Source organism: Burkholderia sp. MSMB617WGS (assembly GCF_001532025.2).
Taxonomy (GTDB): domain Bacteria; phylum Pseudomonadota; class Gammaproteobacteria; order Burkholderiales; family Burkholderiaceae; genus Burkholderia; species Burkholderia savannae.
In genome coordinates this window covers 1,130,734-1,157,693 of the sequence record NZ_CP013458.1, presented here as the reverse complement: position 1 = coordinate 1,157,693, position 26,960 = coordinate 1,130,734, and the positions used below count along the sequence as shown (strand labels likewise).

At 69.8% G+C, this 26,960-nt stretch carries 20 protein-coding genes and 2 pseudogenes; 11 read left to right on the top strand and 11 right to left on the bottom strand.

The window, feature by feature from the left end:
• Positions 1-10 precede the first annotated feature (10 nt).
• The 4 genes and pseudogenes from WT60_RS25615 to WT60_RS25600 all read left to right on the top strand — a co-directional run.
• Positions 11-4,945 carry a DEAD/DEAH box helicase gene (locus tag WT60_RS25615; RefSeq protein WP_060356306.1) on the top strand — a complete coding sequence of 1,645 codons (4,935 nt, stop codon included), beginning with the start codon at positions 11-13 and terminating at the stop codon, positions 4,943-4,945.
• 416 nt (positions 4,946-5,361) lie between these two features.
• Positions 5,362-5,655 carry a hypothetical protein gene (locus WT60_RS25610; RefSeq protein WP_038749463.1) on the top strand — a complete coding sequence of 98 codons (294 nt, stop codon included), beginning with the start codon at positions 5,362-5,364 and terminating at the stop codon, positions 5,653-5,655.
• A 398-nt stretch (positions 5,656-6,053) separates the two neighbouring features.
• Positions 6,054-6,521 (top strand): annotated as a pseudogene (locus WT60_RS25605) (amino acid permease); the annotation flags it as partial.
• A gap of 1 nt (position 6,522) precedes the next feature.
• Positions 6,523-6,735 (top strand): annotated as a pseudogene (locus WT60_RS25600) (dihydrofolate reductase family protein); the annotation flags it as partial.
• Between the two features lie 330 nt (positions 6,736-7,065).
• Here the strand turns inward: WT60_RS25600 and WT60_RS25595 are convergent.
• On the bottom strand, positions 7,066-7,503 hold the full coding sequence (locus WT60_RS25595; RefSeq protein ID WP_059580381.1) for a YciI family protein: 438 nt from the start codon (positions 7,501-7,503) through the stop codon (positions 7,066-7,068).
• A gap of 280 nt (positions 7,504-7,783) precedes the next feature.
• Between WT60_RS25595 and WT60_RS25590 the strand changes: the two genes are divergently transcribed.
• Both WT60_RS25590 and WT60_RS25585 read left to right on the top strand, forming a co-directional pair.
• The gene (locus tag WT60_RS25590) at positions 7,784-8,902 is read left to right on the top strand and encodes a 3-deoxy-7-phosphoheptulonate synthase (RefSeq protein ID WP_060356307.1); all 1,119 of its coding nucleotides are present in this window, start codon (positions 7,784-7,786) and stop codon (positions 8,900-8,902) included.
• A gap of 222 nt (positions 8,903-9,124) precedes the next feature.
• Positions 9,125-10,297 (top strand): hypothetical protein, encoded by a 1,173-nt coding sequence (locus tag WT60_RS25585; RefSeq protein ID WP_145986874.1) that lies wholly within the window; start codon positions 9,125-9,127, stop codon positions 10,295-10,297.
• 65 nt (positions 10,298-10,362) lie between these two features.
• Here WT60_RS25585 and WT60_RS25580 read toward each other — a convergent pair whose 3' ends face one another.
• The 3 genes from WT60_RS25580 to WT60_RS25565 all read right to left on the bottom strand — a co-directional run bounded on the left by WT60_RS25580 (position 10,363) and on the right by WT60_RS25565 (position 13,068).
• The gene (locus WT60_RS25580; RefSeq protein WP_060356309.1) at positions 10,363-11,031 is read right to left on the bottom strand and encodes an O-methyltransferase; all 669 of its coding nucleotides are present in this window, start codon (positions 11,029-11,031) and stop codon (positions 10,363-10,365) included.
• A gap of 243 nt (positions 11,032-11,274) precedes the next feature.
• Complete coding sequence (locus tag WT60_RS25570; RefSeq protein WP_145986873.1) at positions 11,275-11,484, bottom strand: hypothetical protein; 210 nt, start codon at positions 11,482-11,484, stop codon at positions 11,275-11,277.
• A gap of 114 nt (positions 11,485-11,598) precedes the next feature.
• On the bottom strand, positions 11,599-13,068 hold the full coding sequence (locus WT60_RS25565; protein ID WP_059670865.1) for a GGDEF domain-containing protein: 1,470 nt from the start codon (positions 13,066-13,068) through the stop codon (positions 11,599-11,601).
• Between the two features lie 652 nt (positions 13,069-13,720).
• On the opposite strand from WT60_RS25565, the gene WT60_RS25560 reads away from it, so the two are divergent.
• Complete coding sequence (locus tag WT60_RS25560; RefSeq protein WP_060356069.1) at positions 13,721-14,392, top strand: hypothetical protein; 672 nt, start codon at positions 13,721-13,723, stop codon at positions 14,390-14,392.
• 18 nt (positions 14,393-14,410) lie between these two features.
• Here WT60_RS25560 and pcaQ read toward each other — a convergent pair whose 3' ends face one another.
• Positions 14,411-15,415 (bottom strand): pca operon transcription factor PcaQ, encoded by a 1,005-nt coding sequence (gene pcaQ, locus WT60_RS25555; RefSeq protein ID WP_038749490.1) that lies wholly within the window; start codon positions 15,413-15,415, stop codon positions 14,411-14,413.
• Between the two features lie 108 nt (positions 15,416-15,523).
• Between pcaQ and pcaH the strand changes: the two genes are divergently transcribed.
• From pcaH to WT60_RS25535, 4 genes are all read left to right on the top strand, one after another.
• Positions 15,524-16,228, top strand: a complete 705-nt coding sequence (pcaH, locus tag WT60_RS25550; RefSeq protein ID WP_038749493.1) for a protocatechuate 3,4-dioxygenase subunit beta — start codon at positions 15,524-15,526, stop codon at positions 16,226-16,228.
• Between the two features lie 2 nt (positions 16,229-16,230).
• Positions 16,231-16,824 (top strand): protocatechuate 3,4-dioxygenase subunit alpha, encoded by a 594-nt coding sequence (pcaG, locus tag WT60_RS25545; RefSeq protein ID WP_059579035.1) that lies wholly within the window; start codon positions 16,231-16,233, stop codon positions 16,822-16,824.
• Between the two features lie 600 nt (positions 16,825-17,424).
• Positions 17,425-18,135: a hypothetical protein gene (locus tag WT60_RS25540; RefSeq protein WP_059579038.1), complete on the top strand. Its 711-nt coding sequence runs from the start codon at positions 17,425-17,427 to the stop codon at positions 18,133-18,135.
• 50 nt (positions 18,136-18,185) lie between these two features.
• Positions 18,186-18,830, top strand: a complete 645-nt coding sequence (locus WT60_RS25535) for a hypothetical protein (RefSeq protein WP_059579124.1) — start codon at positions 18,186-18,188, stop codon at positions 18,828-18,830.
• A 40-nt stretch (positions 18,831-18,870) separates the two neighbouring features.
• On the opposite strand, the gene WT60_RS25530 is transcribed toward WT60_RS25535, so the two are convergent.
• From WT60_RS25530 to WT60_RS25505, 6 genes are all read right to left on the bottom strand, one after another.
• The gene (locus WT60_RS25530) at positions 18,871-19,698 is read right to left on the bottom strand and encodes a M55 family metallopeptidase (protein ID WP_038749543.1); all 828 of its coding nucleotides are present in this window, start codon (positions 19,696-19,698) and stop codon (positions 18,871-18,873) included.
• Positions 19,695-20,990: a P1 family peptidase gene (locus WT60_RS25525; RefSeq protein WP_060356070.1), complete on the bottom strand. Its 1,296-nt coding sequence runs from the start codon at positions 20,988-20,990 to the stop codon at positions 19,695-19,697. The genes WT60_RS25530 and WT60_RS25525 overlap by 4 nt, the downstream gene beginning before the upstream one ends.
• Positions 20,990-21,883 carry a glutathione ABC transporter permease GsiD gene (gene gsiD, locus WT60_RS25520; RefSeq protein WP_038749502.1) on the bottom strand — a complete coding sequence of 298 codons (894 nt, stop codon included), beginning with the start codon at positions 21,881-21,883 and terminating at the stop codon, positions 20,990-20,992. Before gsiD ends, WT60_RS25525 begins: the two co-directional genes overlap by 1 nt.
• A 7-nt stretch (positions 21,884-21,890) precedes the next feature.
• Entirely contained in the window at positions 21,891-22,811 is a 921-nt protein-coding gene (gene gsiC, locus WT60_RS25515) for a glutathione ABC transporter permease GsiC (protein ID WP_038749504.1), read from the bottom strand.
• A 127-nt stretch (positions 22,812-22,938) separates the two neighbouring features.
• The gene (gsiB, locus tag WT60_RS25510; RefSeq protein ID WP_059579044.1) at positions 22,939-24,501 is read right to left on the bottom strand and encodes a glutathione ABC transporter substrate-binding protein GsiB; all 1,563 of its coding nucleotides are present in this window, start codon (positions 24,499-24,501) and stop codon (positions 22,939-22,941) included.
• Positions 24,502-24,875: 374 nt separating this feature from the next.
• On the bottom strand, positions 24,876-26,936 hold the full coding sequence (locus tag WT60_RS25505) for a dipeptide ABC transporter ATP-binding protein (protein WP_060356085.1): 2,061 nt from the start codon (positions 26,934-26,936) through the stop codon (positions 24,876-24,878).
• Positions 26,937-26,960 lie beyond the last annotated feature (24 nt).

Genomic DNA, 26,960 nt, shown 5'->3' with positions numbered 1-26,960 from the left:
TACGGTTCCGATGGACGTCACCACCACCCGCCCCGCCGCCCGCGCGCTCGACGCGTTCCATCCCGTCGTCGCCGCGTGGTTCTCCGATACGTTCGCCGCGCCCACCGGCGCGCAGGCGCTCGCGTGGCCGCACATCAAGGCCGGCCGCTCGACGCTCGTCGCCGCGCCGACCGGCTCCGGCAAGACCCTCACCGCGTTCCTGTCCGCGCTCGACGATCTCGTGCGCGACGCGCTCGCGCACGGCGGCGCGCTGCCGGACGAAACGCTCGTCGTCTACGTGTCGCCGCTGAAGGCGCTGTCCAACGACATCCACGTGAACCTCGAGGCGCCGCTCGCCGGCATCGCCGCCGAGATCGCGCGGCGCGGGCTGCCCGCGCCGCAGATCCGCACCGCGGTCCGCACCGGCGACACGTCGCAGGCCGAGCGCGTCGCGCATCGCAAGCACGCGCCGCACATTCTCGTCACGACCCCGGAATCGCTGTACGTGCTGCTGTCGTCCGAATCGGGCCGGCGCATGCTCGCGAGCACGCGCACCGTGATCGTCGACGAAATTCACGCGCTCGCCAACAACAAGCGCGGCAGCCATCTCGCGCTGTCGCTCGAGCGGCTCGACGCGCTCGCCGGCCGCAAGCTGCCGCGCATCGGGCTGTCCGCGACGCAAAAGCCCGTCGAGGCGGTCGCGCGCTTTCTCGTCGGCGGCCGCGACGACGCGCCGCCCGATTGCGCGATCGTCGACACGGGCCACACGCGCACGCGCGATCTCGCGCTCGAATTGCCGCCGGTGCCGCTCGGCCCGGTGATGGCGAACGATGTCTGGGAGCGCATTTACGACCGCATCGCCGAGCTCGCGGCCGCGCACCGCACGACGCTCGTGTTCGTCAACACGCGCCGGATGGCCGAGCGCGCCGCGCGCCATCTCGCCGAGCGCCTCGGCGCGGACGCGATCGCCGCGCACCACGGCAGCCTCGCGAAGGAGCACCGCTTCGACGCCGAGCAGCGCCTGAAGCACGGCAAGCTGAAGCTGCTCGTCGCGACGGCGTCGCTCGAGCTCGGGATCGACATCGGCGACGTCGACCTCGTCTGCCAGCTCGGCTCGCCGCGCGGCATCGCGCCGTTCTTGCAGCGCGTGGGCCGCTCCGGGCACCGGGTCGGCGGCGTGCCGAAGGGGCGGCTCTTTCCGCTGTCGCGCGACGAGCTCGTCGAATGCGCGGCGCTCCTCGATTGCGTGCGGCGCGGCGAGCTCGACGTGCTGCGCATCCCGCACGCGCCGCTCGACGTGCTCGCGCAGCAGCTCGTCGCCGAAGTCGCGTGCCGCGAATGGGACGAGGACGCGCTCTACCGCTGCGTGACGCGGGCCGCGCCGTACGCGACGCTCGCGCGCGAGCAGTTCGACGACGTGCTGAAGATGCTAGCCGAAGGCTTCACGACCCGGCGCGGCGCGCGCGCCGCGTATCTGCATCGCGACGTCGTCTCGCACACGGTGCGCGGGCGGCGCAATGCGCGCATCGCGGCGGTCACCTCGGGCGGCACGATTCCCGACAACGCCGACTACGCGGTGCTGCTCGAGCCGCAGGGCGTGAACATCGGCACCGTCAACGAGGATTTCGCGGTCGAAAGCCTCGCGGGCGACGTGTTCCAGCTCGGCAACCAGTCGTACCGGATCATCCGGATCGAGACGGGGCGCGTGCGCGTCGAGGATGCGCACGGGCAGGCGCCGAACATCCCGTTCTGGATCGGCGAGGCGCCCGCGCGCAGCGACGAGCTGTCGGCGGGCGTCGCGCGGCTGCGCGCGCACGTCGACGCGCTGCTCGCGCGACGCGATGCGGATGCCGCTCGGGCGGGAGCTGAGGCGAACTCGGGTGCGAACGCGAATGCGAATGCGAATGCGGGAGCGGGAGCGGGAGCGGGAGCGGGAGCGGGAGCGGGAGCGGGAGCGGGAACGGGAACGGGAACGGGAACGGGAACGGGAACGGGAACGGGAACGGGAGCAGAGGCAGAGGCAGATAAAGATGCAACGAGAAATATCGCCGCGCCGCGCGGCCGTCGCGTCGCGGCGCGCCCCGCTGCCGCCGCCGCATCGCCGCGCGCCGCGACGCACGCCGAAACCGTCGCGATCGCCGTCACCGCAACCGAATCTGCCGCAGCCGAATCTGCCGCAAGCGCATCTGCCGCAACCGAAACCGCCGCATCCGACGCCGCCGCCGAGCCGCGCCGTCTCGCGCCCGTGCTCGCGTGGCTGACCGGCGAGCTCCGCGTCGACGCCGAAGCCGCGCGGCAGATCGCCGACTATCTCGCGCGCGCCCGCGCGGCGCTCGGCGCGCTGCCGACGCAGGACACGCTCGTGATGGAGCGCTTCTTCGACGAATCGGGCGGCATGCAGCTCGTGATCCATTCGCCGAACGGCAGCCGGATCAACCGCGCGTGGGGCCTCGCGCTGCGCAAGCGCTTCTGCCGCACGTTCAACTTCGAGCTGCAGGCGGCGGCGACCGACGACGCGCTAATCCTGTCGCTGTCGCACGCGCACAGCTTCGCGCTCGACGAAGTCTGGCGCTATCTGCGCGCGGCGAGCGCCGAGCACGTGCTGATCCAGGCGCTCCTCGACGCGCCGCTCTTCAACGCGCGCTGGCGCTGGAACGCGACGACGTCGCTCGCGCTGCCGCGCTTCGCGGGCGGCCGCAAGGTCGCCCCGCAACTGCAGCGAATGAAGAGCGACGATCTGCTCGCGACCGTGTTCCCCGATCAGGTCGCGTGCGCGGAGAACATCGTCGGCGAGCGCGAGGTGCCGCGGCATCCGCTCGTCGACCAGACGCTCGACGATTGCCTGCACGACGCGATGGACACCGAAGGCTGGCTCGCGCTGCTGCGGCGGATCGAGTCGGGCGACGTCGCGCTCGTCGCACGCGATCTGCCCGCGCCGTCGCCGCTCGCGGCCGAGATCCTGAACGCGAAGCCGTACGCGTTCCTCGACGACGCGCCGCTCGAGGAGCGCCGCACGCAGGCGGTGCTCGCGCGGCGCTGGAGCGATCCGGAAGCGGCCGACGATCTCGGCGCGCTCGACGCGGGCGCGATCGACTCGGTGCGCGGCGAAGCGTGGCCGCTCGTGCGCGAGCCCGACGAAATGCACGATGCGCTCGTCGGCCTCGCGTGCGTGTCCGACGACGAGATCGACGCGCACGACGGCTGGCGCGCGTGCGTCGAGCGGCTCGCGGCCGGCAAGCGCGCGGCCCGGCTCGCGCTCGCGAACGGCCGCGGACTGTGGCTTCCCGCCGAGCGCGTCGCGTGCATGCGGGCGCTGTACGGCGCGAACGCCCCGCTCGAACCGCCGCTCGAGCCGCCGGCCGGCTTCGACGCGCCGTGGGAGCCCGACGCGGCGCTCGTCGACGTGATTCGCGCGCGGCTCACGGGCTTCGGGCCGCTCTCGGCCGACGCGCACGCGGCGCCGCTCGCGCTGCCCGCGTCGTCGGTCGCGATCGCGCTCGCCGCGCTCGAGCGCGAAGGCTACGTGCTGCGCGGCCGCTTCACGCCGGGCGCGCGCGACGACGAATGGTGCGAGCGGCACCTGCTCGCGCGCATCCACCGGTACACCGTGAAGCGCCTGCGGCGCGAGATCGAGCCCGTCGAGCTCGCGGACTTCATGCGCTTCCTGTTCCACTGGCAGCGCGTCGCGCCCGACACGCGCGGCATGGGCAACGACGCGCTCGCGTCGGTCGCCCATCAGCTCGAAGGCTTCGAGGCCGCCGCGAGCGCGTGGGAAGACGAGCTGCTGCCCGCGCGGCTCGCCGATTACGTGACGGGCGGCCTCGACGAGCCGTGCCGCGCCGGCAAGCTCGCGTGGGCGCGGCTCGGCGCGCCGGCGAAAGCCGCGAGCGCGCCCGTGAAGACGACGCCCGTCGTGCTGCTGCCGCGCCGCGAGCTCGCGCTCTGGCAGGCGCTGCGCGATCCGGCCGCGCAGCCGGCGCTGTCCGCGCGCGCCGAGCGCGTGCGCGCGACGCTCGCCGCGTACGGCGCGATGTTCTTCGACGAGCTCGCCGCGCACGCGCGCCTGTTGCCCGTCGAGCTCGAGCGCGCGCTCGGCGAGCTCGTCGCGGCGGGGCTCGTCAACGCGGACAGCTTCGCGGGCCTGCGCGCGCTGATCAGGCCGGCCGCGCAACGCGGCGCGCACCGGCCGTCGCGCGCGCGACGCGGCGGCGCGCTGATCGGCGGCATGGACGACGCGGGGCGCTGGGCGCTCGTGCAGCGGCTGCCGCTCACGCGCGCCGATTTCGACGAAATCGGCGACGGCGGCGAACGCCGCGCATTTGGCGAAGGCGACCCGTCCGGCGAACCCGGCGCAGACGGCGAACGCGGCGAACGCGGCGAAGACGGACGACGTGCCGGCAACGGCCTCGCTCGCGCCGGCGACGCGCAACACGCCGCCGCGCCTGCCGACGCCCGCGTCGAGCGCGCGATGCGCGCGTCGCCGCCTCCGTCCGGCCGTCGTGCGATCGCGCCCGCCGCGCTCGAGCACGTCGCGCGGACGCTGTTGCGCCGCTACGGCGTCGTGTTCTGGCGAATCCTCGCATGCGAAGCCGGATGGATGCCGAGCTGGCGCGAGCTGCTGCCCGTCTACCGGCGGCTCGAGGCGCGCGGCGAGATTCGCGGCGGCCGCTTCGTCGCGGGGCTCGCGGGCGAGCAGTTCGCGCTGCCCGACGCGATCCCGATCCTGCGCGACCTGCGCCGCCGCCCGGCCGAGGGCCTGATGCAGTGCGTGAGCGGCGCCGATCCGCTCAACCTGACGGGCACGCTGCTGCCGGGCGACCGCGTGCCCGCGCTCGCGGGCAACCGGGTCCTGTTCCGCGACGGCGTGCCGGTCGCGTCGCTCGTCGGCGGGCAGTTCGCCTTCGCGCCCGAGCTCGACGCCGTCGAGCGGGACGACGCCCGCGCGAGGCTCGCACGGCATCGATGACGCGGGCGGCCGCGCGGCGGAGGCAATGACAGCTCGTGGCTCGTGGCTCGCGGCTCGCGGCTCGCGGCTCGCGGCTCGCGATCAAATCACGATTGACTCACGATCAAGCCGAAATCGGCTCACGATCAGCTCACGATCGGCTCGCAACCCACTCGCAACCGGCTCGCAACCGGCTCGATCCGGACTCACGCCCGGCGAGCCGCCTACCAGAACTGGTCGGTAGTTATTTTCAAGCCCCGCTCGAATAATCGATGACGGGTGACGCCTGCACACTCGCCGCATCCCGCGACGGGCGCGTCCGCCGCCCGAGCCGATCCGGCCGGTGCGGCCGCTCCGGCGGACGGGCTGCTCGTCCGCCGCTTCAGCCGACCGCCGATCGTCCCTCATCCAAGCGCATCCACTCCGGAGGTTTCGCCATGGCCACGCTATACGTCACCAACGCGGACAATGAGATTTTCGCGACCGTCAACGGCCTGGTCGTCTACGACAGGAAGACCGAGGGCAATCCCACCTTCTCCGACCAGGTCGACCTGACGCCGTATCTCGCCGACGGCCTCAACACGCTGATGATCGTCGGCGTCAACTGGGGCGGCCCGGCCACGTTCAAGGGAACCGTCGTCGTCGGCAAGATCGAGAGGCCGTTCTCCTTCACCGCGCCGAGCACGCCGAACGGCATCGTGTTCCATCAGGCGTTCGTGATTCCGCAATAAGCGTTCGCGGCGGACAGGCGGGATCAGAGGCGCCCCGGCCCGTCTTTCCGCGCCGAATCGAACCGAACCGAACCGGCAAGTCGGCAAGTCGGCAAGTCGGCAAGTCGGCAAGTCGGCAAGTCGGCAAGTCGGTGAATTGTAGACGCGGCGAACCGGAGACTCGGCGACGCGGGCCGCTTCATTCCGCCGAACGCGGTCCGCCGCCTCAAGCAAGCGCCCCGCTTCCTCATCTCGTTTCGAAACAATCCACGCCGGCCGCGACAAACCACTAAACGCCCGCACGCCGAAGCCGCCGCCATCCACCATCATCGCCGCTCCGGTTGCGCGTCGCGCGCCGCCCGGCCGCCGCGCGCGCACGCACGCACGCACAGTCACACGCCCACCAGGAGACCCGATAGATGAACGCCCCCGTCGAGCGCGGCGCCACGGCCGCGCCGCACCATGCCGGCTCGCTGACGATCCTCCAGGGCACGGCGCTCTACGTCGGCGCCGTGCTCGGCACCGGCGTGATCGCGCTGCCCGCGCTCGCGGCCGAAGTCGCGGGCCCCGCGTCGCTCGTCGCGTGGGCGGCGCTCGTCGTGCTGTCGATTCCGCTCGCCGCGACCTTCGCCGCGCTCGGCGCCCGCTATCCGGACGCGGGCGGCGTGTCGACCTACGTGCGCAACGCGTTCGGCCCGAAAGCGGCGGCCGTCGTCGGCTGGTGCTTCTATTTCGCGGTGCCGGCCGGCGCGCCCGCCGCCGCGATGTTCGGCGGCGCGTACGTCGCCGCCGTCACGGGCGGCGGGCACGCGACGGTGATCGCGTCGGCCGCCGTGCTGATCGCGATCGTCGCGGCCGCCAATGCGTTCGGCGTCACCGTGTCGGGAGGTGCGCCAGCTGCTCGCAGCCGGCCTGGTGGACGAGCTTCGGCTGCTGATCTATCCGGTCATGCTTGGGCGCGGCAAGCGCTTGTTCGGCGACGATGCGCTCGCGTGCGCCTTCACTCTCGCGCACTCGACGGCCACGCCCGGCGGCATGCTGATGGCCCGCTACCTGCGCGACGGCGAGGTGCGCACGGGCGCGTTCGAAGAAGTCGCATGACGATCCGCGCTGCAAAAGCATGCATTCCGGCCGACTCCGCCGACGCACGAATGGCGGCCTGACGAGCCATTCAAGCCGAACCCGTTTCTCGGGCCGGCCTGATACGCTCCTCGCCGCGTCGGACCGCGCGCGTCGGGCGACGCGCGGAGCGCGCCGCGCCGGGCGCTCAGTCGCGCCGCGCCCATTGCGCCGCGCCCATCGTCGGCGCCGAGACACGCCGAGCCCATGGGGCGGCCCGCGCCCAAGCGCCCCGAACGGCGAGCGACCGATGGCGATGGCGATGGCGATGGCGGCGACAGCGGCGGCGCGAACGCGAACGCGGACGCCGCGTCAGCGCGCCCCCTTCCCCCGTGCGTCGATCTCGTCGCGCAACCGTTCCTCCCGCTCCCGCAGCTCGGGCGTCATCTCCGCGCCGAAGTCGTCCATGTCGAACAACGGCCGGATCTCGATCTCCGAATCGCCTTCCATCGGATTCGGGCAGCGCTTCACCCATTCGAGCGCCTCGTCCATCGACGCGACCTTCCACAGCCAGAACCCCGCGACGAGTTCCTTGGTTTCCGCGAACGGCCCGTCGATCACGGTCCGCGCGCTGCCCGAAAAGCGCACCCGCTTGCCCTTCGCGCTCGGATGCAGGCCCTCGCCCGCGAGCATCACGCCGGCCTTCACGAGGTCTTCGTTGAACTTGCCCATCGCCTCGAGCAGTTCCGTGCCGGGCATCTTGCCCGCTTCCGATTCGTTCGTCGCCTTCACGATCACCATCACGCGCATCGTCGTTTCTCCTCGAGTCAGTGGGTTGCGCCGCGCGGCCGCCGGGCACTGCGCGGCGCGGCTTCGTCCTGCGGCTACGACACAGCGACGAACCAGCCTCGCCGAATTCGACACCTTCGCACAGAAAAACGACCGCACGCCAGCCCGCGCGGCCGCGAGCGGCTCCGGCCAGCGCCGTACCGCCGTTTGCGGCAGCGCAGCGCGGACGCGGCCGCCCGCCTCCCGGGCCGCGGCGCGAATGCCATAATCGCGATTCATTGCGCAGAATCGGAACCCCACCATGCAAAACTTCGACAATCCCCTGCACGACCGGGAAGCGGGCTTCGCCGACGCGACGCAGGACACGACGCGCATCGACGACGTCCGCATCGGCGCGGTGCGCCCGCTCATCTCCCCGGCGCTGCTGCAGGACGAGCTGCCCGTGCCGCCCGCCGTCCAGACGCTCGTCGAGCAGAGCCGCCAGGCGATCGGCGGCGTGCTGCACGGCCGCGACGACCGCCTCGTGACGGTCGTCGGCCCGTGCTCGATCCACGATCACGACCAGGCGCTCGACTACGCGCGCCGGCTCAAGGCCACCGCCGACGCACTGCGGGACGACCTGCTGATCGTGATGCGCGTGTATTTCGAGAAGCCGCGGACAACCGTCGGCTGGAAGGGCTACATCAACGATCCGCGCCTGGACGGCAGCTTCCGCATCAACGAAGGGCTGCGCGCGGCGCGCCGTCTGCTCCTCGACATCAATGCGCTCGGCCTGCCCGCGGGCACGGAATTCCTCGATCTGCTAAGCCCGCAGTACATCGCGGACCTGATCGCATGGGGCGCGATCGGCGCGCGCACGACCGAGAGCCAGAGCCACCGCCAGCTCGCGTCGGGCCTGAGCTGCCCGATCGGCTTCAAGAACGGCACCGACGGCGGCGTGCAGATCGCGGCCGACGCGATCGTCGCGGCGCGCGCGACCCATGCGTTCATGGGGATGACGAAGATGGGCATGGCCGCGATCTTCGAGACGCGCGGCAACGACGACGCGCACGTGATCCTGCGCGGCGGCAAGAAGGGCCCGAACTACGACGGCGCGAGCATCGAGGACGCCTGCGCGGTGCTGCGCGCGGCGAGCCTGCGCGAACAGGTGATGGTCGACTGCTCGCATGCGAACTCGAACAAGTCGCACCTGCGGCAGGCCGACGTCGCCGAAGACCTCGCGCGACAACTGTCGCACGGCGAGCGGCGCATTACCGGCGTGATGATCGAGAGCAACCTGGAGGCCGGCCGGCAGGAACTGAAGCCGGGCGTGCCGCTGCAATACGGCGTGTCGATCACCGACGCGTGCCTGAGCTGGGCGCAGACCGAGCCCGTGCTCGACACGCTCGCGCAGGCGGTGCGGCGGCGGCGCGCGGCCTGACGGCGCACGCTCCGAAATCTCGCAGTTGCCGCCCGCCCGATGCGGGCGGCGGCGCACAATTCGCCCTCGCGAGCCACACAAACCCCTAGGGCCAGTTCACGCTGGCAGCGGACTCGCGAACGTGCCTTTGCGCCCGCAGGGCAAGGAGAGAGAGGAGGCGCAACAGCCGTCGCCATTGCAACGACGAACCACGCCGCAATGCGGGCGCACGGGCACGTCCCCGTGATCGAAAAAATCCTTCGAGGGGCCGGCCGCCAGAAGGACCGATCGCTGCGCGGTGCTCCTCGCGAATACGTCGAGTATTCGCTTCGTCGCGATCCTCGCGCTCGGCCCTTCTGGCGGCCGGCGCAAGCCCGTTACCAGCGTGAACCGGCCCTAGAACACATCGACGAGGAATCCATGAGCGCCAGTGCGGATATCGATGCGGCAGTCGCCGGACAATACAGCGGGTTCGGGCGGTTCGGAGAGCTTGAGCAGTTGGCGCGGCTCTTCGACCGGCCCTTTCTGATCGCCGTCCGCGACGCGTTCCTGACGACGGCCCACCCGGCTGAATCGCTTCAAATCTCGATGGGCTGGATCGACAAGAAGCCCTATGCGGACATGCAACCTTACGGCGTCGTCGATTGCCACGGACACGCGATCACCCGCCCGGTCGAGTTGGGCGACGCCGCCATTTTCGTGATCGACGCATTCACCAGGCACGGCCAAATCACGCTTCGCCGCGGCCGGGGCCTGATCGTCCAGGCGAAGGCCGCGCCGAGCGCGCAACAGCCGAAGGTTCCCGTCACGTCGTTGTCGGCGTCCAATCCCGATGCGTCGACCAACAAGGAACTCGCCCTGTTGTCGGCGTGGCCCCCGTTCGACTTGCATCGAGCGAACGGGCGCAACGGCCTGCTGGGCAAATTCGCCGTGCCCGGCACCTCGCATACGCCTCCCTACGGCTGGTATGCGGCCGCGCCGAGCCGCAAGAGCAAGGGCTGGAACACGAACGGCCTGTGGCCGTCGCGCTGGATGTGCGCGCCCGCGATACAAAATGCGCGTTGCGACACCACGTTCGGCGAAATGCTCGTCGCGCTGTTCGACGGAGGCGCCGTCCAGGGCGTCCAAGTGGGCGCGCCGTGCTACCCGACGAGCGGCAGGTACGCCGCCATCGATCACGCCGGCTCCCACTCGTCGCGAACCGCGACGGATTGGGATCGTCTCTGCACCACCCTGATCGAGCTCCCCAAGAAATATGAAGTCACGTCCGGCTCCCACGGCGTGCTGGCGTCGATTCCGTACATCCCCGGCTTGGCGAGCGCGATGTCGAACAGCGCGATCGGACATTCGCTCGCCTGCGCCATCTGGAAACGACGATATCCGGTCGTCGTCATCCATCGAACCCGGCCCGATTGAGCCGGAATTCGGCGGGCGCCGAATTCCGTGAGGCGCTCGTTCGCACGCCGTCGACGCGCTTTGGCCTATGCCGTCACGACGGTCAGCGCGAAACCGTCCCAGCCTTTCGAGCCGACGGTCTGCAGCGCGGTCGTCGACAGGCGCGGATGCGCGGCGATCAGGCGGAAGTATTCGCGCACGCCGATCGCGTCCGGATCGTGGTTGCGCCGATCCGCGACGCGCCCCTGCCGCACGACGTTGTCGGCGACGATCACCGTCCCCGCGCGGGACAGCGCGACCGCGAGCGGCAGGTATTGCGGATAGTTGTCCTTGTCGGCGTCGACGAAGATCAGATCGAACGGCTCGGCCCGCTCGGCGATCAGCCGCTCGAGGCTGTCCTTCGCGCGGCCGGCGACGACCGTCACGACGTTCGCCAGCCCCGCGCGCGCGATGTTCTCGCGTGCGAGCGCCGCGTAGTCCGGATTGGCCTCGAGCGTGAGCAGCACGCCGCCCGGCGGCAGCGCCCGCGCGAGCCAGATCGTGCTGTAGCCGCCGAGCGTGCCGAGCTCGAGAATCCGGCGTGCGCCGCGGATCGTCGCGAGCAGGTTCAGGAACTTGCCCTGATTCGCGGTGACGTTGATGGCGGGCAGGCCGGCCGCCCGGCTCGACGCGAGCGCCGCGTCCAGCGCCGGATCGGACGGCGCGAGCTGATCGCAGAGGAAATCGTCCACCGCGCTCCATTGTCGTTCGCTCATCGCGCACCTTTCGCGTGTCGGGAAAGGCCATTCTATGTCCGGCGGGCGCGCCGTCGTGTTGCGGTGATGCGCGGGATTTGCGTGTCGGGCCGTCAGGCGGCGGGCGAATTCGGGGAGGCGGCGGGCGGCGGGCGGCGGGCGGCGGGCGGCGGGCGGCGGGCGGCGGGCGGCGGGCGGCGGGCGGCGGGCGGCGGGCGGCGGGCGGCGGGCGGCGGGCGGCGGGCGGCGGGCGGCGGGCGGCAATTATGGGGCGACCGCGTTGTCGCCGGTCAAGTCGTTTGGGCTGCTCGCGACGGTCGCATCGTTCGCTTCGTTCATGTCGGCCGTGTCCTTCGAATCATTCGAGACGTTCGCGTTGTTCGCGTTGTTCGCGTTGTTCGCGTTGTTCGTGTCGTTCGTGTCGTTCGTGTCGTTCGCGTTGTTCGCGTCGTTCGTGTCGCGCGCTTCGCTCACGTCATCCGAGTCGTTCGAGCCATCCGATCCCCCCAACCCCCTTAGGCCGCCGAAATCGCCCGAAACCGCCGGCGCACGCGCCGAGCGCCCCGAAGCCGCCCATTGCCGGCCGCCTCATCCGAGCCCGACGTCGACGACGCGATTGCGCCCGCTCGCCTTCGCCTGATAGAGCGCGCGATCGGCCGCCTCGACGATCGCCGCGACGCGCGGCGCGGGCGCGCCGTCCGGCTGCCACACCGCGACGCCGACGCTGACCGTCACGAACCCGACTTCCGACCCTTCGTGCTCGATCCCGAGCATCCGCACGCCGAGCCGCACACGCTCGGCGACGACGAGCGCGCCGCCGCGCGGCGTGTCCGGCAGCACGACGACGAACTCCTCGCCCCCGTATCGCGCGACGACGTCGCCGAGCCGCGCCGCCTGCTGCGCGATGCAGCGCGACACGGTCGCGAGCACCTCATCGCCGACGCGGTGCCCGTACGTGTCGTTGTAGCGCTTGAAGCGATCGATGTCGACGAACAGGATCGCGAGCGGACGCTCGCCGTACACCGCGCGCCGCCATTCGCGCTCGAGCGTCTCGTCGAGCGCGCGCCGGTTGTGCAGCCCCGTGAGGCTGTCGGTGCCCGCGAGCCGTGCGAGCGCCGCTTCGGCCGTCGACTTGCGCCACAGCGAATGCGCGAGATACGCGCTCATCAGGACGAAGATCAGCGCGAACACGCCCGTCAGCACGCCGAAGCGCCACGCACGAGCGCGCCACGTCTCGTAGATGTCGTCTTCGGCGATCGCCACCTGCACGATCAGCGGAATTTCGTCGAGCCGCCGATACAGGTAGAAGCGCTTCACGCGATCGATCGGCCCGGCGTCGAAGAACTCGCCCGAGCGGCCGAATTGCGCGCGCGTGTAGATGCTCGTCCCGCTCAGGTCGAGGCCGATGAATTTCTCGTCGAACGGAATCCGCATCACGATGCGCCCGTCCGCGTGAATCAGCAAGATCGCGCCGTGCGGGCCCGCATCGGCCGCCGCCAGCAACTGCTGAAAGTACGCGAGGCGCACCGCGAGCAAGACGACGCCCGCGAACGAGCCGTCCGCGCGCTCGACGCGGTGCGACAGCGCGACGCACGGCTCGCCGTCGCGCGACGGCAGGCGGTACGGCCCGCTCAGATACGTTCCGGGCCTCGGCGCGTCGCGCAGCGCGGCGAAGAAGTCGTACGACGCGAAGCTCGCCGTGGGCAGCGGCCCGTTCGCCGATGCGAGCTGCACGCGCCCGTGCGCGTCGAGCACGTACAGCGTGCCGGCCTCCCTCGCGGCCGCCGCGGAATCGAACAGGACCGAGCGGCGCAAGTCGGCGGGCAGCGCGGCGATCCTGCTGTCGCCGAGCTGCGCGGCGATGCGCGCGAGAGTCTCGTCGTACAGGTGAAAGCCGCGCGTGACGTCGCGCGCGATCATCTGCAGCGTGTTGCGCGCGGCGCCTTGCGCGTGCTCGAACGCGTCGTCGCGGCTGTCGCGCAGGATGGCCGCGCAGATGGACATCATGACGATCGCGACCGCCACCGCGCCGGCGATCACCATGTAGCCGAGCGGCATCCGGTGTGACGGTCCTCGCCGTCCGCGCAAGCCGGCATGTATCGATTTCATGCTTGTCTAGATGAGCGCGACGCGCTTCGTCACGGAAAAGATCGCCGGCCATTGCCCCGAAGCGCGCCGCGCGGCGCGCATCGGGACGACGCGCGATCGCGCGCCGCCGTGCCGGAAGAATCGGAATATTCCGACCGCGAAGCGCCTCGGCGCGCCGAATCGGCGACACGGGCCAATCGATCGGGGACATTTCGAATCGACGTCGCGGAACGCGACGAGCGGCCATTTTATCGGACGTTCGGCGCGATGTTGACTTTGCGCGCGGCGATTCGATTCACGTCGCCGGAAAGCGCTCAAGAATGCCGGATCGACGCCGATAACGCCCACGTCACGCGCGATCACGCGATCGATTCCGCCATGCCCGCGCGGCCGGGCATGGCGCCTTCGCCGCGCTGCGTCGCGCTTCGTCACGCTTCGTCGATGCGGACGCGCTTGCGCGCGCGGTCCCGTTCGTCATAATTCTGCGTCACGCGCGAGCGCGGGCCGAACGACGCGCGCGGCCGGGCACGTCGATCGTTTCAAAAACAGAAACGTCGACGCCGAACGCATTCGAATCGCAACACGCCGTTGCCGGCCTAGCGGCCCACCCATCCTGTTCGCCATGACCCACGCCAAATCATCGTCGTCCATTCCCACCGAACTGCTCTACATCGGCGCGGCGGGCGAGCACTACATCATGTCCGAGTGCTTCCGCCACAACATGGAGGCGTTCAAGCTGCCGATCGACAAAGGCTTCGATCTCGTCGTGACGCGCGCGTACCGGCATCTGTCGCGGCTCGACGACGCGCCGAAGCCGGTCGATCGCAACGCGCCGGAAACGCCGATCTACGTGCAGGTCAAGAGCCGCCAGGCCGCGCCGATCGCACCGCCGAAGCAAAAAGGCGAGCGGCCGAGCTGGGAAGGCTATTTCTCGATCAAGCCGGCCGATCTCGCGCTGATCTGCGCGACGCCCAATTCGGCGCTCGCATGCGTGCTGTTCGTCGATACGCGCGGCGAGCTGATGCGCAGCCGGACCGCGTACGCGTGGTGGATGTCGAGCGCCTACGTCAGCAAGATGTGCGATGCCGGGCACTTCATCGCGATGCCGAACAAGGACACGCTCGAGCTGTGGGTGCGCTACGTCGAGCCGGCGCCGGACAGCGAGTTCAATCAGAACACGTACGTGTCGTTCTTCAAGCAATGCCAGATCAAGGGCGCGGCGCCGGGCAAGAAATCGAGCGGCTTCCTGCTGTCGGCGGAGCGATTCGATTTCGGCAAGCTCGGCATGGAATGAGCGGATGGACGTCGCGCGTCACGCCCCGCGCTTTCGCGTGCCGCGCGCCCGCTTCGGCGCACCCTGCCCGTCGCGGCGACTTCGCCCGCCCGCCGCGCCGAGCCGCCGCCGCGCGACCGCCCGCACGGCCTCGATCAGCGAGCGCGCGACGGGCGAAAGCTGCGCATCGGTGCGCAGGATCAGCCCGACCGGCTCGTCCGCGCCCTCGACGGGCAGCGCGAGCCGCACGAGCGTGCCCGCCGCGAGATCGTATTCGGCCGCGTAACGCGGCACGAACCACACCGCGTCGTTCTCGAGCGCGAGCGCGCGCGCGACCGACACCGACAGCACCTCGACGAACGATTCGAGCGGCGGCGCGCCGCACGCGCTCAGCAGTTGCTCGGCCGCCTGGCGAATCATCGTGCCGTACGGCGGCAGCACGACCGGATGGCGCGCGAGCTGCGCGGCGGGCGCGGCGCTCGCCGCGAGCGGATGGCCCGCGCGCACGACCGCGACGAGCGGCTCGTTGTACAGGTGCTCGAACGACAGCCCGACCATCCGCTCCGGCTCCGACAGCCGCCCGATCGCGCACTCGATCGCGCCCGCCTTCAGCCGTTCGAGCAGCTCGGCGTTCGCGACGGTCGCGATCCGCACGACCGCGCGCGGCCATTCGCTCGCGAGCGCCTGCAAGACGGCGGGTGCGAGCGACGCGGCGACGGTCGGCAACATCCCGATCTCGAGCGTCGCGGCCGCGCCGCCGCCCTCGCGCGCGAGGAGCCCGACGCCCTGCCGCAGCGCGAGCACGCACGCGCTCGCGTGCGGAATGAACAGTTGCCCCTCGCGCGTCGGCCGCGCGCCCTGACGGCCGCGCTCGAACAGCTTCACGCCGAGGATCGACTCGAGCTCGGCGATCGTCTTCGACACGGCCGGCTGCGTGATCGACAGGCTTTGCGCGGCCTTCTGCACGCTGCCGAACTGCGCGACGGCGAGAAAGCACTGCAGGTGCCGGAACTTGACCCGGCCGTCGGCAATCCGGTGTTGCATAACGTCTGGTTATACGATTAGCGATAAAACATCATTTTGCATAACTTTCCGGATTAGCTAAAGTCCCTCCATCCCGCCTTGACAACCATCAACCCGGAGACGATCCCGATGGATTCCTCGACGCTCGCGCCGCGCGACTGGCCGTCGCATCCCGCGTACATTCATCCGCCGTACCGCTCGTCGGTGAAGCGCGGCCCGACGCAGCCGCTGATCCCGCTGAAGGAAAAGCTGCGCAACCAGCACGCGCCCGTCTATGGCGCGGGCGACCTCGGCCCGCTCGACCACGACCTGACGAAGAACGCGGCGAAGAACGGCGAGCCGCTCGGCGAGCGGATCATCGTCACGGGCCGCGTGCTCGACGAAGGCGGCAAGCCGGTGCGCAACACGCTCGTCGAGGTCTGGCAGGCGAACGCCGCGGGCCGCTACGTGCACAAGGTCGATCAGCACGACGCGCCGCTCGATCCGAACTTCCTCGGCGCGGGCCGGTGCCTCACCGACGAGAACGGCCGCTACCGCTTCCTCACGATCAAGCCGGGCGCATATCCGTGGGGCAATCATCCGAACGCGTGGCGGCCGAACCACATCCATTTCTCGCTGTTCGGCGACTATTTCGGCTCGCGGCTCGTCACGCAGATGTATTTCCCGGGCGATCCGCTCCTCGCGCTCGACCCGATCTTCCAGGGCACGCCCGAGGACGCGCGCGATCGCCTGATCTCGCGCTTCTCGATCGGCACGACCGAAGAAGGCTTCGCGCTCGGCTACGAATTCGACATCGTGCTGCGCGGCCGCGACGCCACCCCGACGGAGCGCTGAGCATGACGACGCCGAAACAGACCCCTTCGCAAACCGTCGGCCCGTACTTCGCGTACGGCCTCTGCCCGCAGCAGTACAACTTCGATCTGAAGAGCCTCTTCACGCCCGAGATCGCGACGCCCGACGCGGCAGGCGAGCACATCCTGCTCGTCGGCCGCGTGATCGACGGCGACGGCAACGCCGTCGGCGACGCGGTGCTCGAATTCACGCAAGTCGACGGCGAGGGCCGCTATCCGACGTCGCGCGACGACGCCGCGCAGCGCGGCTTCAACGGCTTCGCGCGCGTCGGCACCGGCACCGACGCGCAGAACCGCTTCGTCGTGCGAACGGTGAAACCGGCGCGCACGTCGGAGACGGACGCGCCGCACGTCGACGTGACCGTGATGATGCGCGGCATTCTCACGCATGCGTTCACGCGGATCTACTTCGACGACGAAGCGGCCGCGAACGAAGCCGACGCGGCGCTGAACACCGTGCCGGCCGAGCGCCGCGCGACGCTGATCGCGAAGCGCGACGCGCAGGCGAACGGCGTGACCGTTTATCGCTTCGACATCCGCATGCAGGGCGAGCGGGAGACGGTGTTCTTCGATATCTGAACGAACCGACGTCCGCCGGTTGTGTGTGCGATCCGTGCCGCGCACGCAATCGGCCATTCGGGCGGATCGCCCCTCCTTATCCCCACTTTTTTCGGCCATGCGACGATCCGCGGCGCCCGGGCCGCGCCCCCCAATCGTCGGCTGGCCGGTCGATCGGCCCCGAACGGAAACAGGAGCCAATCCCGTCATGTCCGGCGCAATTAAAGCTTCTTTCAGCCAAGGAGCGGATCGACGACGAATGCCTCTTTAATTCCATTTGAAATCAGATCTTCGCTTGAATACCTCGCCATTCGTCCTATCCTGATTCCAGCAGATCGCTTATCTCACGAAACGAAAAAGAAAACATCAAACCAGCCATTCACCAAAATGCTGCGGAAACTCACGCAAACCGGATGTTGATTGCTGCCCTATGCGCCCGTACTCGACCGACACTTGGCGTCACATGCTTTCTTGCCGCTCACGTACAGACGCATCCGGAAATATCACTCGGATCCCGAATCACGCGATTATCGTCCGGGCAACCGCGTATGCCTGGGATGTCGCAGCGCCAGCTCGTCGATGGCTGGTTTTTCTTTAATGTCTCACTCAAGGGGATTAAGAATGAATTACCAGATCAACATTTCTATTAGCAACACCGGATTGAATACCATTTACCAAAATGGGCTTCATGTCACGCTCGTCAAGAGCGTGATCTCGGATCCACTGCAGCAGGGCAACCTGCCGATCGCCTGGGTAACGTTCCAGCCGCTCCAGTTGAACCAGATCTCGTGGCAGGAGCAGTACACGATGTACGCGACGACCACCGTCCTGCAGGCGGGCGCCACGATCATGATGACGTCGCAAACGGGTGCGCCGATTCAAACCGGCTGGACCTACACGTTCGAACGCGCCCAGTTCACCGGCGCCGACGGCGGCAGCCCCAGCACGTTCAACCTCCTCAACAGCCAGGCCGGCAACTTCAGTTTCGGGCTTGCCCAGCAGGCGGTCGTCAACAATGTTCCTGTCGCGGCGCCGCTCAACGCCGTGCCGGTCGCGTACAACATGAGGGCATCGTTTACGCCGATCGAAAATCTCTCGCTGTTCCTCGCGTCGTACAGCAACAATGGCTCGGTGATATCGCAGGTAGCCAGCAACGCGCTGCCGATCACGCTGTCCACCCAGAATCCGGCCGCCCAGGTCGGCTTCAACGAACGGACCAATACGTTCTACCTCCAGCAACCGGCCGTTCTCAGTGGGGAGGAGTTCGTCGAGGGACTTCGAGGCGCCGTCACCGGATCCGAAAGCTACGGCACGCTGAGAAGAATCGTGTGAGATGCGCGGAGCCGGTCTGCCGCGTCGAGTGGCAGGCCGGCGCACGGATCATGCCGGTTTGCACGATCTACATCGCGATCGATTCGGCAGGCGTGGCGAAGATCCGCGATGCGCGGCTTGCGGTCACGTTGACGAGACGGGTCGACACTTATGTCAGCTCGACACTGGCGAACATGCGCGGCGCATCGGTGAGCGCGTCCGTCATATGGCAGGCGTTCTCGCCGTACGAGCACAACAGCGTCGTCATCGACGACGCCATTTTCCTTTACATGACGGCGACCACGCTGACGGCAGGCAACGTGCTCGAGATCAATGCGACGACGAACGGACCGGCGCGGATCGAGACGCTCTATTCGTTCCGCAACGGCCAGATCGACAACGGCAATGCGGGCATCGGGCCGGCCGGCGCGTACTCCATCCGGAATCTGCAAATCGGCGCGTCCGGCGCTTTCGGGCTCGCGCAACGGGCAACGGTCAACGGCGCAACCGCGATATCGACGATGAACGCCACTGCTGTGATCACGAATACGCAAGCGGCGTTCTATCTGCTCGATTGGGCGGATCTGTTCCTGTCGTCCGGCGTAAACGGCATGATCGCCCCGTTCACGCCGACGAACAGTCTCGCGGTGCCGCTGAGCGGCGGTGCGGTCAATGTCGGATTCGACAACACCTCTAACACGTTCTATTTGACCTGACAGATTTCCCGCCGCCCGTACGCTGACGCGCAAGCGCGATTCAACGCAGCATGAACGACATCGCCGACAGGCAGTTCAACGTTCGCACGACGTGCTCGATCGACGGCGCGGCGAACCGCAGCGTGAGCGCGTCGACGCGCTCGAGCGACGGCCACTGGCAGAAGAGATCGGCGGCCGCGACGGTCTGTGCGCGCAGCTCGCAGGCCGCCGCGCGCGGCGCGTGCGGGCGCGCCAGGTGCGCGACCTCGCGCGCCTGCTCGACCGCCTGCCGCGCCGCGACGCCGATCGCCGCGCACGCGGCGGCGGGCGTCATCGACGCGCCGCTCGCGAATCCCGTCGCCTCCTTGACGGTCACGAAGCGCGCGGCCGGAAAGAGCGGCCGCGTCTCGTCGACGAACACGTCGTCGCCGGACAGCAGCGCCACGTGCGCGCCGTATTCGTGCGCGAGCGCGCCGTAGAGCCCGGCCTCGCCGGCTTCGCGCCCGTCGAGCAGCACGCGCGCGAACGCGCCGCTGTTGATCGTGTGCGCGAGCAGCCCGCGTGTGCCCGCCTTCGCGTGAAAGCCGATCATGAACACGAGATCGGGCCCGGCTTCGAGGCCCGCCATCATCCCGAGCGTGCGCGGCTTGCCGAGCACGACGCGCGCGCGGGCGTCGATGCCGTCGGGCAGCAGGTTGCGAAAGCCGCCGTGCGAATCGTTGACCCACACGCGCGTCGCGCCGCCCGCGAACGCGCCTTCGACTGCCGCGTTCGCTTCCGCCGTCATCCAGCGGCGCGCACGCTCGTATTCGGGATTGCCGGCGCGCGTCTGCTCGGCGCTCACGACGCCCGCCACCCCTTCGATATCGGTCGAAATCAGCACTTTCATCGGTTTGCCTCGCGCGATGCGCGCATCCATCGTTCGACTTCCGGCGCGGCGTCGCGCAGCGCGCGGCGCGCGTGGCCGTCGCGGCCCACGACGCTCGTCGCGCGCCACAGCGCGTCGACGATCGCCTGCTCGACGCTGTCGGCCGCGGCCGCGAAGAGCGGATCGAGCGCGGCGTCGGCGACGAGCGCCGGCAGCGCGAAGCGCTCGGCGTCGTGCGGCACCGTGTACGCGGTCGAGAACGCGAGCGCGATGTCGCCGCTGCCGTGGCCGTACACCGAGCCCGTGCGCGCGAGGCCCGCGGCCGCGCGCAGCGCGACGCGCCTCAGCTGCCGCGACGACAGCGGCGCGTCGGTCGCGACGAGCATGATGATCGAGCCCTGCTCGGGCGGCGGCGCATCCGGCCGCGCAGCGGCGGCGTCGGGCGCGAGGCCGCCGGCCGCTCCGCTGTTCGCGCGGGCATTCGCGCAGTCACCCGCATCGTGCGCCGCGTCGCCGGCGCGGCCCATGCCGCCCGTGCCGCCGGTGCCGGCATCGTCCCGCGCCGCGCCCGCGCCCTGCGCGCCGCCCGCGTCCCGCGCGGCGATCATCCGCCCGACCGGCACGCCGTCGATCGTCAGCATCGGCAGCCGGCCGAAGTTCGCGAGCACGAGCGCGCCCACCGTCCACGATTCGCCCGCCGCGCGCGCGACGCGCGACGCCGAGCCGATTCCGCCCTTCAGGTCGAAGCACGACATCCCGCGCCCCGCGCCGACCGCGCCGCGCGCGAACCCGGGCCGCGCGTCGGCGAGCGCCTGCGCGTAGTGCTCGGGCGTCACCGCGAACGCGTGCTGATCGTTCAGATAGCCGTCGTTGCATTCGAACACGAGCGGATTGACGGTCGGCCACGCGCGGCCGATCTGCGGATTCGCATCGATGGCCGCGCGGATCTGCGCGTGCGCGAGCGCCGCCACGCCGAACGTGTTCGTCAGCGCGAGCGGCGTCTCGAGCACGCCGAGCTCGTCGAGCTGCACGAGCCCGACGCTCTTGCCGAAGCCGTTGATCACCGCCGCGGCGGCGGGCACCTTGTCGCGATAGACGTCGCCCGCGTGCGGCCGCACGACGCTCACGCCCGTCTGCACGCCGCCCGAATCGAGCGTCGCGTGGCCGACCGTCACGCCCGCGACGTCGGCGATGCTGCAAAGCGGCCCCGCCGGCAGCGCGCCGACGTGCGGCGCGGCGTCCGCCCGATCCGCTGCGCGCGTCACGTTCACGCCGCCCGCCGCATCCGGCCCGCCCGCTGCGTGCGCGCCCATCAGCGCCGCTCCAGCTTCGGGTCGAGCGCGTCGCGCAGCCCGTCGCCGAGCAGGTTGAACGCGAGCACGGTCAGGAAGATCGCGATGCTCGGAAAGAGCGCGACGTGCGGCGCGTTCACCATGTCCGCGCGCGCCTCGTTGAGCATCGCGCCCCACTCGGGCGTCGGCGGCTGCGCGCCGAGGCCGAGGAACGACAGGCTCGCGGCGGTGATGATCGACGTGCCGATGCGCATCGTGAAATAGACGACGACCGACGACACCGTGCCCGGCAGGATGTGGCGCATGATGATCGTGCGGTCGGACGCGCCGATGCTGCGCGCGGCCTCGACGTAGGTCATCTGCTTGAGCGCGAGCGTGTTGCCGCGCACGAGCCGCGCGAACGCGGGCACGCTGAACACGGCGACCGCGCAGATCACGTTGACCATCCCGTTGCCGAGGATCGCGACCACGCCGATCGCGAGCAGGATGCCCGGGAACGCGAACAATACGTCGGCGACGCGCATCGTCGCGCGGTCCCACCAGCCTTCGTAGTAGCCGGCCAGCAGGCCGAAGAACGTGCCGATCGCCGCGCCGAGCGCGACCGAGAAGAAGCCCGCGGCGAGCGAGATCCGCGCGCCCGCGACGATCCGGCTGAAGATGTCGCGGCCGAGCGAATCGACGCCGAACCAGTGCGCGGCCGACGGCCCCGCGTTCAACGCGTCGTAGTCGAAATAGTTCTCCGGGTCGTACGGCACGAAATGCGGGCCGACGATCGCGACGGCGACGAGCAGCAGCACGAACGCCCCCGCCGCGAGCGCGACGTGCTGCTTTCTGAACTTGCGCCAAAACTCGCTCCACGGCGTGCGGATCGCGGCCGGCGCGGCGGCCGGGGTGGTAGGAACAGTCGCGTTCATGCGCGCCTCACTTGAAACGGATCGTCGGGTTGATGACCGCGTACAGCACGTCGACGGTCAGGTTGATCAGGATGAACTCGAGCGAGAACAGCAGCACGATCGCCTGGATCACCGGGTAGTCGCGCATCGTCACCGCATCGACGAGCAGGCGGCCGAGCCCCGGCCAGTTGAACACCGCCTCGACGACGATCGAGCCCCCGAGCAGAAAGCCGAACTGCAGCCCCATCATCGTGACGACCGGAATCATCGCGTTGCGCAGGCAGTGCTTGAGCACGACCACCGGCTCGCGCACGCCCTTCGCGCGCGCGGTGCGCACGAAATCCTCGTGCAGCACCTCGACGAACGACGCGCGCGTGAAGCGCGCCATCACCGCGGCCACGGCCGCGCCGAGCGTGAGCGACGGCAGCACGTAGCTTCTCCACGAGCCGTCCGGCACCACGGGCAGCCAGCCGAGCTTCACCGAGAACACTTCCATCAGCAGCATCCCGAGCGCGAACGCCGGAAACGAGATGCCCGACACCGCGAGCGTCATCCCGACGCGGTCCGGCCAGCGGTTGCGCCACACGGCCGACGCGATGCCGATCCCCATGCCGAAGAGCGTCGCCCAGGCCATGCTGACGACGGTCAGCGACAGCGTCGGCATGAAGCGCTCGCCGATCTCGGTCGCGACGGGCCGCTTGCTGCGCGTCGACGTGCCGAAGTCGCCGTGCGCGATCCGCGCGAAGAAGTTCGCGAACTGCGCGGGCAGCGGCTTGTCGAGGCCGAGATCGGCGCGCACGAGCGCGACCGTCGCGTCGTCCGCCTCCGGCCCCGCCGCGAGCCGAGCGGGGTCGCCCGGCAGCAGGTGCACGAACAGGAACACGAGCACCGCGACGCTCAGCAGCGTCGGCAGGAGCCCGAACAATCGTTTGACCAGAAAATTCAGCATGCGCTTGCCTCTCGATGCGGCGCGCCGACGGGCCGCGCGCCGCCTACGCCCGATGCGCGCGGATCGGCGGATTCGGCGGATTCGGCGCAATCGCGCCGATCCGGCGGGCCGCCCGGGCCGCGTCGCGTCACTTGATCGCGATCTCGTCGAAGTTGAACGAGCCGTCCGGCATCACGTAAGCGCCCTGCAGGCGCTTGCTGCGCGCATAGACGATCTTCTCCTGCACGAGCGGAATCCACGGCGCGTCGGCCCAGATGCGCTTTTGCGCATCGCCGTAGAGCGTCGCCTTCTTCGCGCGGTCGGTGGTTTGCAACGCCTTCGCGAGATCGTCGTCGACCGCGTCGTTCTTGTAGTACGCGGTGTTCATGAGCTTCGGCGGAACCGACGACGACGCGAGCAGCGGCGAGATCGCCCAGTCGGATTCGCCCGTCGACGCGGACCAGCCGGTGTAGTACATCCGCACGGGCGCCTTCGCCGGGTCCTGCGCGCTTTCGACCTTCGCGACCCGCTCGCCCGCCTCGAGCGCCTGCACCTGCGCCTTCACGCCCACCTGCGCGAGCTGCTGCTGGACGAACTGGATCGCCTTCTGCGAGGTCGAGTTGTTGTACGCGGACCAGAGCGTCGTCTCGAAGCCGTTCGGGTAGCCCGCCTCCTTCAGCAGCGCGCGCGCCTTGGCCGGATCATACGGCCACGGGCCGAGCTTCACCGCGTAGTCGACGCCCTGCGGCACGATGCCGGCCGCGGGCGTCGCGTTGCCCGAGAACGCGACCTTCGCGAGCGCGTCCTTGTTGACCGCGTAGTTGAGCGCCTCGCGAACCTTCGGATTGTCGAACGGCTTTTGCATCACGTTCAGGCTCACGTAGCGCTGGATGATCGACGTGCGCTCGATCACGTCGACTTTCGGGCTCGCCTTCAGGTCCGCCGTCTGCTCGAACGGAATGCGGAACGCGAAATCGGCCTCGCCCGTCTTCATCAGCGCGGCGCGCGTGTTGTTGTCGACGACGGGCTTCCAGTCGATCGCGTCGATCTTCGGATAGCCGGGCTTCCAGTAGCCGGCGAACTTCTTCACCTTCAGGTCGTCGGTCTGCTTCCATTCGACGAACTCGAACGGGCCGGTGCCGACGGGGTGCAGCCCGATGTCGCGCCCGTACTTCTTCAGCGCGGCGGGCGAGATCATCACGGCCGACGGATGCGCGAGCACGTTGACGAACGCCGAGAACGGCTCGGTCAGCGTGACCTTCACCGTGTACGGATCGACGACTTCCGTCTTCGCGATCCGGCGGAACAGGTTGTAGCGCTTGAGCTTGTTCGCCGGATCGGTCACGCGGTCGAAGTTCGCCTTCACCGCGGCCGCGTTGAAATCGGTGCCGTCCTGGAATTTCACGCCCTGGCGCAGCTTGATCGTGTAGACCTTCGCGTCGGCGCTCGCGTCGTAGCCGGTCGCGAGCACGTTCACGAGCTTCATGTCCTTGTCGAAGCCGAACAGGCCTTGGTAGAACGATTTCGACACCGCCTGCGACAGCGTGTCGTTCGAATCGTACGGATCGAGCGTGGTGAACGTCGAATCGACGGCCATCACCGCGGCCCGCTCGGCGAACGCGAGCGACGCGGACGACATCGCGATCACGCCCGCGCAGGCGACGAAAAGCGCGCGCGGCGAGAACGGCAAGAACGAATGCGGCGTAGTCATGGGTGGGCTCCTTGGCGATGCTTCGTAAGTGCGTGTGACTGGGTTCGTGTGGTCCTGCTGGCGTCGTTCGGCGGGGCCGGGTTTCGTGCGGATGGTCCGGGGCCTCGCGTCATCGGCTTGCTGCGCTCTTCTCGACTTCCTCTGCTGATTCGATGCCGCTCGCGCATCGCGCGCGCGGCGTTTGCTTCGTCCCGCGGGCGCATCGCGCTCGCGTATTGCGTCTGCGTATTGCGTCTGCGTTTTGCATGCGCGTGCCGCAATTGCGTATCGCATTCGCACATCGCGCGCTCGCGCCGCGTTCGCCTGCGGCGCTCGCGCGCCATGCATGCGCCGCGCGGCTCGCCCATTTCGCGCCCGCGCTGCGCCGCGCCTCCTCAATACGCGCCGCCGACCCGATGCTCGGCGACGAAGTGGTCCGGCCCGACCGCGACGAGCGGCGCGACGACGGGCTCGTCGCCGATCGCGCGGATCGGGCTCGGCAGCTCGTCGGCGGGCAGCGTGCGCTGCGCGTGTCGGCGCGCGGGATCGGCGATCGGCACCGCGCTCATCAGCTTCTTCGTGTATGGATGGCGCGGCGTCTCGAACACCGCGCGGCGCGGGCCGATCTCGACGATCTGCCCGAGGTACATCACCGCGACGCGATGGCTGATCCGCTCGACGACCGCCATGTCGTGCGAGATGAACAGATACGCGACGCCGAGCTCGCGCTGCAGGTCGAGCATCAGGTTGACGATCTGCGCCTGCACCGATACGTCGAGCGCCGACACCGATTCGTCGGCGATCACGACCTTCGGGTTCAGCGCGAGCGCGCGCGCGATCGCGATCCGCTGGCGCTGGCCGCCGGAGAATTCGTGCGGATAGCGGCGCGCGGCGTCGGCGGGCAGGCCGACGCGCTCGAGCAGCCAGTCGACGCGCGCCTGCGCTTGCCGGCCGCTCGCGACGCCGTGCACGAGGAGCGGCTCCATGATCGAGAAGCCGACTGTCAGGCGCGGATTCAGCGACGCGAACGGGTCCTGAAAGATGAACTGGATGTTGCGGCGCAGCGCCTGCAGCGCGCGGCCCTTCAGCGCGCCGATCTCGCGCCCCTCGAATTCGATCGAGCCGCTCAGGCTGTCGACGAGGCGCAGCAGCGAGCGGCCCGTCGTCGACTTGCCGCAGCCGGATTCGCCGACGAGCGCGAGCGTCTCGCCCGCGCGCAGCTCGAAGCTCACGCGCTCGACCGCGTGCACGTATTGCGACACGCGGCCGAACGCGCCGCTCTTGACCGGAAAGCGCGTGACGAGGTCGCGCACGCGCAGCAGCGGCGGCGACGCCGGATCGATCGCGGGCTGCGCGAAAGCGCCGGCGGCGCGCGCGTGCGCCGCCGGCGCGGCGGTCGATGCGGTCGATGCGGTCGATGCGGTTGTAGCGGTTGTAGCGGTCGATGCGGCAGAATCAAGCGAAGCAACCGGGGCAACCGAACCAACCGATGCGGATGCGGATGCCGCGTCGCCCGACGCGGGCGCGGCGTCGCCGTTCTCGACGACGACCGCATCGCCCGTGACCGGATCGAAGCGCAGCAGCGGGAATTTCGCGGGCGCGTCGGTGCCCTGCATCGAGCCGAGCCGCGGCACCGCCGCGAGCAGCGCCTTCGTGTACGGATGCGACGGCGCGGCGAAGATCGCATCGGACGCGCCCTCCTCGACCTTCTCGCCGCGATACATGACGAGCACGCGATCGGCAACTTCCGCGACGACGCCCATGTCGTGCGTGATGAAAATCACGCCCATGTCCATCTCGTCCTGCAGCCCGCGGATCAATTGAAGGATCTGCGCCTGGATCGTCACGTCGAGCGCGGTGGTCGGCTCGTCGGCGATCAGCAGCGCCGGCCGGCACGACAGCGCCATCGCGATCATCACGCGCTGCCGCATCCCGCCCGAGAGCTGATGCGGATGGCGCGCGAACACGCGGCGCGCCTCGGGAATGCGCACGAGATCGAGCAGGCGCAGCGCCTCCGCGCGCGCTTCGCCCGCGTTCTTGTTCTGGTGCAGCGCGATCGCCTCGCTGATCTGGTCGCCGACCGTGAAAACCGGATTGAGCGACGTCATCGGCTCCTGGAAGATCATCGCCACGTCCGCGCCGCGCACGCTGCGCAGCGCCGACGGCGACGCGCGCACGAGATCGAGCGTCGCGCCGTTGCGCCGGCGCAGCGCGATCCCGCCGCCCGTGATCGCGCCGCCGCCGTGCTCGACGAGGCGCATCAGCGCGAGCGACGTCACCGATTTGCCGGAGCCCGATTCGCCGACGATCGCGAGCGTCTCGCCGCGATCGACGTGGAACGACAGCCCGCGCACCGCCTCGAACGCGGCGCCCTCGCGGCGGAACGTGACGGACAGCCCGTCGACTTCGAGCACGCGCTGCTCGCGCAGGCTCGGGGCGGTTCGGCTCGCGCTCATCTTCCGGCTCTCCTGTGTCTGCGC

Bases quoted from the DNA above. Each gene is read 5' to 3' on its own strand.
- WT60_RS25565 (WP_059670865.1), bottom strand. From the start codon at position 13,068: ATGCCGCTCGGCTACATGGTGATCGCCGGCGCGGTGGCGGTCGCGATC.
- WT60_RS25595 (WP_059580381.1), bottom strand. From the start codon at position 7,503: ATGCGCGTGATGGTGATCGTGAAGGCGACGAACGAATCGGAAGCGGGC.
- WT60_RS25590 (WP_060356307.1), top strand. From the start codon at position 7,784: ATGCAAAACTTCGACAATCCCCTGCACGACCGGGAAGCGGGCTTCGCC.
- WT60_RS25525 (WP_060356070.1), bottom strand. From the start codon at position 20,990: ATGGGCGCGCACGCAGCGGGCGGGCCGGATGCGGCGGGCGGCGTGAAC.
- pcaH (WP_038749493.1), top strand. From the start codon at position 15,524: ATGGATTCCTCGACGCTCGCGCCGCGCGACTGGCCGTCGCATCCCGCG.
- WT60_RS25610 (WP_038749463.1), top strand. From the start codon at position 5,362: ATGGCCACGCTATACGTCACCAACGCGGACAATGAGATTTTCGCGACC.
- WT60_RS25615 (WP_060356306.1), top strand. From the start codon at position 11: ATGGACGTCACCACCACCCGCCCCGCCGCCCGCGCGCTCGACGCGTTC.
- WT60_RS25560 (WP_060356069.1), top strand. From the start codon at position 13,721: ATGACCCACGCCAAATCATCGTCGTCCATTCCCACCGAACTGCTCTAC.
- gsiB (WP_059579044.1), bottom strand. From the start codon at position 24,501: ATGACTACGCCGCATTCGTTCTTGCCGTTCTCGCCGCGCGCGCTTTTC.
- WT60_RS25530 (WP_038749543.1), bottom strand. From the start codon at position 19,698: ATGAAAGTGCTGATTTCGACCGATATCGAAGGGGTGGCGGGCGTCGTG.
- pcaQ (WP_038749490.1), bottom strand. From the start codon at position 15,415: ATGCAACACCGGATTGCCGACGGCCGGGTCAAGTTCCGGCACCTGCAG.
- WT60_RS25535 (WP_059579124.1), top strand. From the start codon at position 18,186: ATGCCGGTTTGCACGATCTACATCGCGATCGATTCGGCAGGCGTGGCG.
- pcaG (WP_059579035.1), top strand. From the start codon at position 16,231: ATGACGACGCCGAAACAGACCCCTTCGCAAACCGTCGGCCCGTACTTC.
- gsiD (WP_038749502.1), bottom strand. From the start codon at position 21,883: ATGAACGCGACTGTTCCTACCACCCCGGCCGCCGCGCCGGCCGCGATC.
- gsiC (WP_038749504.1), bottom strand. From the start codon at position 22,811: ATGCTGAATTTTCTGGTCAAACGATTGTTCGGGCTCCTGCCGACGCTG.
- WT60_RS25540 (WP_059579038.1), top strand. From the start codon at position 17,425: ATGAATTACCAGATCAACATTTCTATTAGCAACACCGGATTGAATACC.
- WT60_RS25580 (WP_060356309.1), bottom strand. From the start codon at position 11,031: ATGAGCGAACGACAATGGAGCGCGGTGGACGATTTCCTCTGCGATCAG.
- WT60_RS25505 (WP_060356085.1), bottom strand. From the start codon at position 26,936: ATGAGCGCGAGCCGAACCGCCCCGAGCCTGCGCGAGCAGCGCGTGCTC.